This window comes from Pseudonocardia nantongensis, assembly GCF_046546495.1.
Lineage (GTDB): Bacteria > Actinomycetota > Actinomycetes > Mycobacteriales > Pseudonocardiaceae > Pseudonocardia > Pseudonocardia nantongensis.
This window is the reverse complement of the sequence record NZ_JBKGXT010000010.1, coordinates 182,503-191,840: the sequence shown is the minus strand read 5'-3', so window position 1 is coordinate 191,840 and position 9,338 is coordinate 182,503. Positions and strand designations below refer to the sequence as shown.

General features: G+C 74.4%; 7 protein-coding genes. 4 read left to right on the top strand and 3 right to left on the bottom strand.

Going from position 1 to position 9,338, the window contains the following annotated elements; translation table 11 throughout:
• Positions 1 to 123: 123 nt before the first annotated feature.
• The gene (locus ACLFMI_RS13365; RefSeq protein WP_410948144.1) at positions 124 to 1,149 is read right to left on the bottom strand and encodes a sodium:calcium antiporter; all 1,026 of its coding nucleotides are present in this window, start codon (positions 1,147 to 1,149) and stop codon (positions 124 to 126) included.
• A gap of 370 nt (positions 1,150 to 1,519) precedes the next feature.
• Here ACLFMI_RS13365 and ACLFMI_RS13360 point away from each other — a divergent pair, with 370 nt between their 5' ends.
• Both ACLFMI_RS13360 and ACLFMI_RS13355 read left to right on the top strand, forming a co-directional pair.
• Positions 1,520 to 1,897 carry an FKBP-type peptidyl-prolyl cis-trans isomerase gene (locus ACLFMI_RS13360; protein ID WP_410948143.1) on the top strand — a complete coding sequence of 126 codons (378 nt, stop codon included), beginning with the start codon at positions 1,520 to 1,522 and terminating at the stop codon, positions 1,895 to 1,897.
• Between the two features lie 17 nt (positions 1,898 to 1,914).
• Positions 1,915 to 2,442 carry a metallophosphoesterase family protein gene (locus ACLFMI_RS13355; RefSeq protein WP_410948154.1) on the top strand — a complete coding sequence of 176 codons (528 nt, stop codon included), beginning with the start codon at positions 1,915 to 1,917 and terminating at the stop codon, positions 2,440 to 2,442.
• Between the two features lie 2 nt (positions 2,443 to 2,444).
• Here ACLFMI_RS13355 and ACLFMI_RS13350 read toward each other — a convergent pair whose 3' ends face one another.
• Positions 2,445 to 3,545: a TerC family protein gene (locus ACLFMI_RS13350; protein WP_410948142.1), complete on the bottom strand. Its 1,101-nt coding sequence runs from the start codon at positions 3,543 to 3,545 to the stop codon at positions 2,445 to 2,447.
• A gap of 412 nt (positions 3,546 to 3,957) precedes the next feature.
• Here ACLFMI_RS13350 and ACLFMI_RS13345 point away from each other — a divergent pair, with 412 nt between their 5' ends.
• Positions 3,958 to 7,068, top strand: a complete 3,111-nt coding sequence (locus ACLFMI_RS13345) for an alpha/beta fold hydrolase (RefSeq protein ID WP_410948141.1) — start codon at positions 3,958 to 3,960, stop codon at positions 7,066 to 7,068.
• A gap of 77 nt (positions 7,069 to 7,145) precedes the next feature.
• Positions 7,146 to 7,997 (top strand): ABC transporter permease, encoded by an 852-nt coding sequence (locus ACLFMI_RS13340; protein WP_410948153.1) that lies wholly within the window; start codon positions 7,146 to 7,148, stop codon positions 7,995 to 7,997.
• A 50-nt stretch (positions 7,998 to 8,047) separates the two neighbouring features.
• Here the strand turns inward: ACLFMI_RS13340 and ACLFMI_RS13335 are convergent, their stop codons facing one another.
• Positions 8,048 to 9,274, bottom strand: a complete 1,227-nt coding sequence (locus tag ACLFMI_RS13335; RefSeq protein ID WP_410948152.1) for a GAF domain-containing protein — start codon at positions 9,272 to 9,274, stop codon at positions 8,048 to 8,050.
• Between the last annotated feature and the right edge of the window lie 64 nt (positions 9,275 to 9,338).

Below are 9,338 nucleotides of genomic sequence, written 5' to 3'. Positions count from 1 at the left end.
AACCGCCGTCTGGTGAGTGCACGAGCCCCGCAGCGGACCGGCCGACAGATCCCCTTGAAGACCCGGAGTCAGTCAGTCGGTGGGTCAGACCGACCGCTGCGGGGCTCACCTACATCCTCACTGTCAGTCGGCGTCCGCGGGCACGACACCGAATGCCACGAAGCTGACGATCCAGTAGACGACGTAGGCGCCCAGCAGCACGATGCCGTGCCAGCGGCGCAGCCGGCCGGTCCAGAGCGCGTAGGTCGAGAACGCGATCAGCAGGACCAGCGCCGGCAGGTGCCAGACGAACACGTCCGGCGTCACCTCGATCTCGCCACCGGCCAGCACGATGATCCCCAGCTTGGCCGTCACCGAGAACACCACGGAGCCGATCACGTTCCCGATACCGATCAGCGGCGCGCCCTTCCGGGCCGGCTCCACGGTCAGGAAGATGTCCTCCAGCGTCAGCACCAGGGTCGCGATCGTCGCGCCGAACACGGTGCCGACGATCCCGAACTCCTCCAGGATCCCCTCGGTGCCCTCGGCCATCACCCACGCACCGACGACCAGACCGACCAGGGCCAGCACCGCCAGGGCCATGAGCGCCCAGCCGGGCAGGTTCCGCTTCGAGGCGATCTCCATGCCACCGGTGCGGGAGACGTCGTCGGACAGCGTCCCGCCGCCCGCCCGGCCGGCGCTCCCCACGACCTCGGTGTCCCGGAACGTCGCCACCGAGCGGGTCCGCTCGCGTACCGCCACGTAGGCGACGAACGCCACGAACAGCAGGATCAGCAGGATCGCGAGCACCGTGCCGACCTCACCGATGAAGGCGAGTCCGATCAGGACCAGCGGGGAGGCCGCGAAGACGGCGAGGTAGTCCCTGGGCACGTCCACCCGGCACGGCACCAGCAACGCCGCCAGCGCGAGCACGACGCCGACCATCGAGATGACCGTGCCGAAGACGACGCCGAGGGCCACGTCCTCGAGGCCCTCCACGTTCAGCGCGACGCCGAACACCAGGTCGTCGAACTCGATCCCGGTGAAGATCACCGCGAGCAGGAACACCGAGACCGCGAGCCCGCGGGCGGCCCCGACCAGGTAGGTGATCAGCTTCTCCGCGCTGTAGATCAGGAGCGCGGCCCCGGCCGCGAAAATCAGAATCGACATCATCGGCGATCGGTTCCCTTTCCGGGGCACCCGCCGGGGACGTCCCCGGGGCACCCGCTCCCCACGGCGGACCGGCGGGCGGCCGCCCGTGCGGTGTGCGGTGAACAGCACGAATCCGGGTCACCCCATGGGGATTCGCGACAGGGAGATGTTCGCAAAGATGTGATCCGGACAACAGAGTTGATTTCTCTGTGGACGGCGACAAGTATGCCCCGCCCGGCGGTCCGGAGTGGCCGGGCGGGGCCTCCAGAGAGGATCCGCCCCGTCGGCGTGTCCCCCACGCCATCGGCGTTCCGGCGCTCTGGCAGGGTCGCCACGACACCCGGCCCGGCCGGGCCGTTCCGTTCCCGTCCCTGAGGAGAGATCCGGCGTGACCGCACCGCAGAAGCCCGCCGTCCAGATCGTCGACGGCCCGCTGCCCACCGATCTGGTGGCCGAGGACCTCGCCGTCGGCGACGGCGTCGAGGCCAAGCCGGGCGACACCGTCGCCGTGCACTACGTCGGCGTCTCGCAGTCCACCGCCGCGGAGTTCGACAACTCCTACGACCGCGGCAACCCGCTGCGCTTCGGCCTGGGCGCCGGCCAGGTCATCTCCGGCTGGGACACCGGCGTCACCGGGATGAGGGTCGGCGGCCGCCGCCGGCTGATCATCCCGCCGCACCTGGGTTACGGCGCCCACGGGGCGGGCGGTGTGATCGCCCCGAACGAGACGCTGGTGTTCGTCGTCGACCTGGTCGGCGTGAACTGAGCTCCCGGGAGACGGCGCTGCTGCTGATCTCCGACACGCACCTGCCGGGCCGGGCGCGGGACGTACCCGGCCCGGTGTGGGACGCGGTCGCGGCGGCCGACGTCGTCGTGCACGCCGGGGACTGGTGCTCGGCCGACCTGCTGGACCGCCTCGAGCAGCGGGCGTCCCGGCTGGTGGCCTGCTGGGGCAACAACGACGGCGACGACCTGCGGGCCCGGCTGCCGGAGACCGCCCGGGCCGAGATCGGCGGGGTCCGGGTCGCGGTCACCCACGAGACCGGCGCGAAGCAGGGCCGGGAGCGTCGCGCCGCGGCCGCCCACCCGGACGCCGACCTGCTGGTGTTCGGGCACTCGCACATCCCGTGGGACTCCGTCGCGACCCGCGCCGACGGCAGCACGCTGCGGCTGCTCAACCCCGGCTCGCCGACCGACCGGCGCCGGAAGCCGACCCACACCTGGATGACGCTGACCCTGTCCGCAGGACGGGTCGGGCCGGTGGTCCTGCACCACCTGCAGGGTGCCGGGCCGCTCCCGGACGGGCCGTAGCGCTACTTCGGCTCGTGCGGCGGCGGGGCCACGTGGTGGTCGGCCTGCTCGTCCTCGGTCACGATCCGCGCGGCGTCCTCCTTGGTCCGGGCCAGCGGCGGCGCGGTGATCGCGCTGCCCTGCTCGGCCAGCTCCGGCTTGATCCGGACCGCGACCAGGCTGGCGACCGTGGTGACGGCCAGGACCCCGACGATCACGCCGAGGGACAGTCCGATCCCGACGTCCGGGACCGGGAGCGGCTCTCCGCCGTTGAGGAACGGAAGGTCGTTCTCGTGCAGCGCGTGCAGCGCGAGCTTGACGCCGATGAAGGCCAGTAGCACGGCCAGGCCGTAGGACAGGTAGATCAGCTTGTTGAGCAGACCGCCGAGCAGGAAGTAGAGCTGGCGCAGACCCATCAGTGCGAAGGCGTTCGCGGTGAACACCAGGTACGCCTCCTGGGTCAGGCCGAAGATCGCCGGGATCGAGTCCAGCGCGAACATGATGTCGGTGACGCCGATCGCGATCATGACGATGAGCATCGGGGTGACCCAGCGCTTGCCGTCGATCCGCAGGGTCGTCCGCGCGCCGTGGTAGTCGTCGGTGACCGGGAGTACCTTGCGCACGAAGGCCAGCACCCGTCCCTCCTGCCACTCCTCGTCGTCGCCACCGGCGGCCTGCTTGACCAGCGAGATCGCGGTGTAGATGAGGAACGCGGCGAACAGGTAGAAGACCCAGGAGAAGCGGTCGATCACCGCGGCACCGGCCGCGATGAAGATGCTGCGCATGACCAGCGCGATCACGATGCCGACCAGCAGCACCCGGTGCTGGTGGATCACCGGCACCTTGAACGCCGACATGATGATCAGGAAGACGAACAGGTTGTCGACCGAGAGCGAGTACTCGGTGAGGTAGCCCGCGAAGAACTCGCCGGCGTAGGTCCCGCCGGCGAACAGCCCCACACCGATCCCGAACAGCACCGCCAGCGCCACGTAGAAGACGACCCAGCGGGTGACCTCGCCGAGCGTCACCGCATGCGGTTTGTGGTCGACCAGGAACAGGTCGGCGCAGACGATCGCCAGGAAACCGGCGACCGTCAGCAGCCAGACCCACAGGGGTACGTTCACGAGCACTCCTCCAGAGCAGGGCAGCGTCGACTGGCCCGAGGTCTCTCCCGCCACGACGCCGTGCTCGCGAGCGCCTGGCGTGGCCGGTGGTGCCGGGTCCGGTCGACGCCCGCGGGGATGCGCCCGGTCGAACGCCGCCGGCACCGTGCTGACGACACCACCGCGATCGGGATACTCCCCTGCGGTGCGTTGGGAGTGTCCACCCCCGGACCGTTGCGAGGCGAGCCGGGGTGACCGACCGCACCTCTGTCCCACCCGTCCGGGGGTTCCACCGGGTTCGGTAGCCCCGGCGCGGTCCGTGCACCGGCACCGCTCCAGCGCACGCGCCCAGCTCCGGTGGCGCCCCGTGACGGTGCGGACATCGCCCCGGGCGCGGCGGCACGACCCCGCCGATCTGCGTAGTTTCGGACAGGTGCACGAACGTCCCCGATCCCGCCGCGGTGCCGGCTCCCTGATCGCGCTGCTCGTCGCGGGCCTGCTGCTGACGGCGGCTCCGGTGGCCGGCGCCGCCGTCCCCGGCCAGGGCCCCGGTCCGCTCCCGGCCGCGACCGGTGACGACGGCGGCTCGGTCGCGGTCCTGCCGGAGCGGGTCACGGTGCCGGCCGGCCCCGGCGAACCGGGCACGGTCGAGCTGGACACCGCCCGCTACCTGCCCGCGTCGGCGACCGAGGCGAGCCCGGCCCCGGCGGTGCTGGTGGCGCACGGCTTCGGCGGCACCCGGCAGAGCGTGGACACCGACGCCCGCGAGCTCGCCGCCCGCGGCTACGTGGTGCAGACCTGGACCGCCCGCGGGTTCGGCACCAGCGGCGGCACGATCGGGCTGAACGACCCGGACCGCGAGGTCGCCGACGCCGCGCGGCTGGTCGACCGGCTGGGCGCGCTGCCCGAGGTGCAGCGCGACGCCGCCGGGGATCCGCGCGTCGGCGTCACCGGCGGGTCCTACGGCGGCGGGCTGTCGCTGCTGCTGGCCGGGTACGACCGGCGGATCGACGCCATCGCCCCGCTGATTACCTGGAACGACCTGGGGCAGGCACTCTTCCCGAACAACGCGGCCGCGGGCGACCTGCCGGCCGACACCCCGGCCCGCGCCGCCGGCGCTCCGGACGGGGTGTTCAAGAGCGGCTGGGCCGGGGTGTTCTTCGGCTCCGGCGGCCGGGTGGCGGGCGGCGCCGCCGGGGGCTCCGGCAGCGACGGTTCCACCGGCAGCGGTTCCGCCGGCGCCGGTTCCTCGACCGGCGCCGGGGCGTCCGGCGCGCCGTCCGGTGACGGGGCGGGAGGATCGACCGGGGCCGGCGCCTCCGGCCCGGGGTCCGCGGGTAGCGGGGCGGTGTCCGGTCCCGAAGCCCCGGTCACGGCCGGCGGCCGGTCCGAGCCCGCCGGATCCGACACCACCCGGTCCGGCCTCGGCGGGCCGGTCACCTGTGGCCGGTTCGCCCCGGACGTCTGCGCCGCCTACACCGCCGCGGCGACCACGGGCCGGGTCTCCCCCGCACTGGCCGAGCTGTTGCGCCGGTCCTCCCCGGCCACCGTCACCGACCGGATCACCGCACCGACCCTGCTGGTGCAGGGCGAGCAGGACACCCTGTTCGGCCTGGACCAGGCCGACGCCAACGCTCGCCAGATCGCCGCGAACGGCACACCGGTGTCGATGCTGTGGTTCGCAGGCGGCCACGACGGCTCCGCGCCGGACTCCGAGGTCCGGACCCGGATCGGCGACTGGTTCGACCAGCACCTGCGCGGCCTGCCGGCCGCCGACGGCGAGACCGGCGCCATGGCCGAGGCGCCGTTCGCCTACCAGGTGCGCAGCAACGTCCGGACCCGCGGCGACACCGCGACCGGGCGCACGGTGCTCGCCGACGCCTACCCCGGCCTGGGTGGCGCCGACCCGGTCCCGACCACACCGGTCCCGCTGAGAGGCGCCGAGCAGGTCGTCGCGCACCCGCCGGGCGGCAACCCGGCGGCGATCACGTCGCTGCCCGGCCTGGGTTCGGCGCTGGGGTCGCTCGGCTCGCTGGGGTCGCTGTCCGCGCTGTCGGCGCCGGGACAGTCCGCGCGGTTCGTCTCCGAGCCGGTCGGCCAGGCGTTGCAGCCGTCCGGAGCCCCGCGGGTCCGGGTCCGGGTGGCCCGGGTGCCCGGCCAGCCCGCCCCGGCCGAGGCGGTGCTGTTCGGATCGGTCAGCGCACTCACCCCGGACGGGCGCAGCACGCTGCTCGGCAACGCGGTCGCGCCGATGCGGGTGGCCGTCCCGGCCGACGGCAGCCCGGCGGAGGTCACCCTGACGCTGCCCGGCGTGGTCGCGCCGGTGCAGGCGGGCAGCCGCCTCGTCGTCGCGCTCGCGACGACCGACCAGGGCTACGCGTCCGGTGTCGAGCCCGCGGTGTGGCAGGTCGGCCTGGCCGGCGACGCGACCCTCGCCGTACCCCAGGTGCCCGGGGACTCCGAGTCCGCTCCGACGGTGCCGCTGTGGCCGGTGCTCGGCATCGCCGGCGTGCTGGCCGTGGCCGCGCTGCTGTGGGCGGTGACCCGGATCCGTTCCCGCCGGGCTGATCCGGGCGCCGTCGCCGGCGGCGTCCCGGACGACTATCCGGACGTGCTGCCGCTGGAGGTCAGCGGGCTCGCGAAGACCTACCGCAACGGCTTCCGCGCCGTCTCCGAAGTGGCGTTCACGGTGCCCCGCGGCTCGGTGCTCGGCCTGCTCGGGCCGAACGGTGCCGGCAAGACCACGGTGCTGCGGATGCTGATGGGACTGATCGCGCCGACGTCCGGTGAGATGCGCGCCTTCGGGCGCCCGATCCGGCCCGGCGCGGCCGTGCTGTCCCGGATCGGCGCGTTCGTCGAGGGGCCCGGGTTCCTCCCGCACCTGTCCGGCGCGGAGAACCTGCGGCTGTACTGGGAGGCCACCGGGCGACCGCCGGAACAGGCCCGGATGGACGAGACGCTGGAGATCGCCGGGCTCGGCGACTCCGTGCACCGCAAGGTCGGCACCTACTCGCAGGGCATGCGGCAACGGCTGGCGATCGCCCAGGCGATGCTCGGCCTGCCGGAGCTGCTGATCCTCGACGAACCCACCAACGGTCTGGACCCGCCGCAGATCCATGCGATGCGGGAGCTGCTGCGTCGCTACGCCTCGGGCGGGCGGACCGTGCTGGTCTCCAGCCACCTGCTGGCCGAGGTCGAGCAGACCTGCACCGATGTCGTCGTGATGCACCGCGGGACGGTCGTCGCGTCCGGCACGGTCGCCGAGATGACCGCCGCCGGCGGGGCCGCGTCGTTCACGGTGGACGCCCCCGCACGTGCCGCCGAGGTGCTGGCCGCGCTGGACGGCGTCACGGACGTGATCACCGGCGACGAGCCGGGGGTGGTGCACGCCCACCTGGACGGCACCGGGCGCGACGCCGCGGTGGCCGCCCTGGTCGGTGCGGGCGTCGCGGTGAGCGCCGCCGGGCCGCGCGGGCGGCTGGAGGACGCGTTCCTGGAGCTGGTCGGCCCCGAGGGCCGTGACGTGAGTGGAGGCCTGCAGTGAGCAGCGGCAGCGGCGATTCCGGCAACGGCGGTGCCGACCGCCGCCAGCTCTCCACCCGGCGCGGGCACGTCGGCGACCTGGTCGTCGGCGAGGCCGCACCGCCCGCCGTCCCGGGCCGCACCCTGCCCCTGCGCACCGAGCTGGTCCGCCAGCTCCGGCGCCGCCGCACCCAGGTGGTGTTCGGGCTGGTCGTAGCGCTGCCGGTGATCCTCTGGACGGCCTTCTCCCTGGGCGACGACGACGGTGGCCGCGCCTCCGGTCCGAGCCTGGTGGACCTGGCGTCGGGCAGCGCGGCGAACTTCGCGGTGTTCGCGCTGTTCGCGGCGGCGAGTTTCCTGCTGGTGGTGCTGGTGGCGCTGTTCTTCGGGGACACCGTGGCCTCGGAGGCGTCCTGGTCGTCGCTGCGCTACCTCCTGGCGGTGCCGGTGCCGCGGGCGCGACTGCTGCGCCAGAAGGCCGTCGTGGCGGGGTTGCTGACGGTGGCGGCGCTGCTGCTGCTCCCGGTGGCGTCGCTGGTCGTCGGCGCGCTGGCGTACGGGACCGGGGACCTCGTCTCGCCGGTCGGCGAGTCGCTGCCGTTCTGGACCGCGGCCGGGCGGGTGCTGCTCGGCGCCGTCTACGTGACGATCCAGCTCAGCTGGGTCGCCGGGCTCGCGCTGTTGCTGTCGGTGAGCACGGACGCGCCATTGGGCGCCGTCGGCGGTGCGGTGCTGGCGTCGATCCTCTCGCAGATCATCGACCAGATCGACGACCTCGGGGTGATCCGGAACTTCCTCCCCACCCACTACGGCGACGCCTGGTCCGCGCTGCTGGCCACCGACGTCGACTGGGCCGACATGACCTACGGCGCGTTCTCCGCGGTCTGCTACGCGACGGTGTTCACCGCCGTCGCCGCCTGGCGCTTCACCCGCAAGGACATCACCAGCTGAACCCCGCCCGCCGCGCCCCGGACCCCGCGCTCCGCAACGCGGAGATGGGGTCAGACGGGCCCTGCGCCGGCGGTCGGTCGGTCCCGGCGCAGGGCGGCGACGCCGGGGGCGGTGGACTCCCGGACGATCCGGCCGTGCTCGACGCCGGTCAGGTCGAGCTCGACCTCCGGGGCGATCCGGTACGGCCGGGCCAGCAACAGGCCACCGAGCCCTCGGCGTAGCCGGGACATCTCGGCCCGCACGGTCACCAGGTGCTCCCGGTCGCCGTAGAGCTGCCGGGACAGGGCGGCGGCGTCGAGCCCGGTGGCCCCGGCGCGGGCCAGCAGCACCAGCACCTCGGCGTGCCGGGTGGACAGCGGGTACGCCCACCGGCCGGTGCCCTCGACGACCGCGCGCGGCGGCCGCCCGTCCAGGTCCAGGGTCAGCCGCATCCGCTGCGGCCCGCCGGCCTCGGCCGGGCGCAACAGCCACCCGCCGGGCACCGGCTCGGGCAGGCACGACCCGAGGCCGTGCACCGCGAGCAGCCGGTCCGCGGCCGGGGCGCCGACCCGTTCCACCCCGGGCAGGCCGGTGGCGGCGGCGACCCAGCCGTGGTCGTCGACGACCAGGCCGGGGCCGGACGAGCCGGCCAGCATCGGGGCGCCGATGCTGCGCAGCGCGTCGAGCCGGGCCTCGTGCCGGCGCCACAGGCCGGCCTCGGCGAGCCGGACGGCGGTGCTGACCAGCGCGACCGTCGTCGGGTGGATGGTCTGCGCGGGCCCGGACAGGTCCACGACCCCGAGCAGCTCACCGCTGCGCGGGTCGTGCACCGGCGACGCGGTGCAGGTCCAGCCGTGGTGGCTGCGGACGAAGTGCTCGGCCGAGAAGATCTGCACCGGCCCGTCCTCGGCCAGGGCGGTACCGATCGCGTTGGTGCCGACCGAGGCCTCCGACCAGTCCGCGCCCTCGGTGAAGCCGAGCGCGTCGGCCCGGTGCCGGACGGCGGTGGAGCCCTCCCGCCAGAGCAGCACGCCGTCGGCGTCGCAGACCACCATCACGTGCCGGGCGTCCTCGGCGACCGAGGTCAGCGCGGACCGCAGCTCGGGCAGCACGGCCGCCAGCGTCGACGAGCTCCGGCGCTGCTCGACCTCGCCGACGCCGAGCGGTCCGGGCGGGTCCCCGGCATCCGGGTTCACGCCCTGGGCGAGGACCCGGTCCCAGGAGCGGGCGACGAGCCGGCGGGACTGTGCCGGGGCGGGGTCCCCGGACAGCGTCGCGTCGTGCACGCGGGCGAGCATGCGGGCGTGCCGGCCCAGGTCGGTGCCCGGCCGGACCGCGCAGACGCCGTCGGGTTCGGGGGCG

Excerpts from the sequence above, each read along its gene's own strand:
- ACLFMI_RS13335 (WP_410948152.1), bottom strand. The coding sequence starts at position 9,274 with ATGCTCGCCCGCGTGCACGACGCGACGCTGTCCGGGGACCCCGCCCCG.
- ACLFMI_RS13365 (WP_410948144.1), bottom strand. The coding sequence starts at position 1,149 with ATGTCGATTCTGATTTTCGCGGCCGGGGCCGCGCTCCTGATCTACAGC.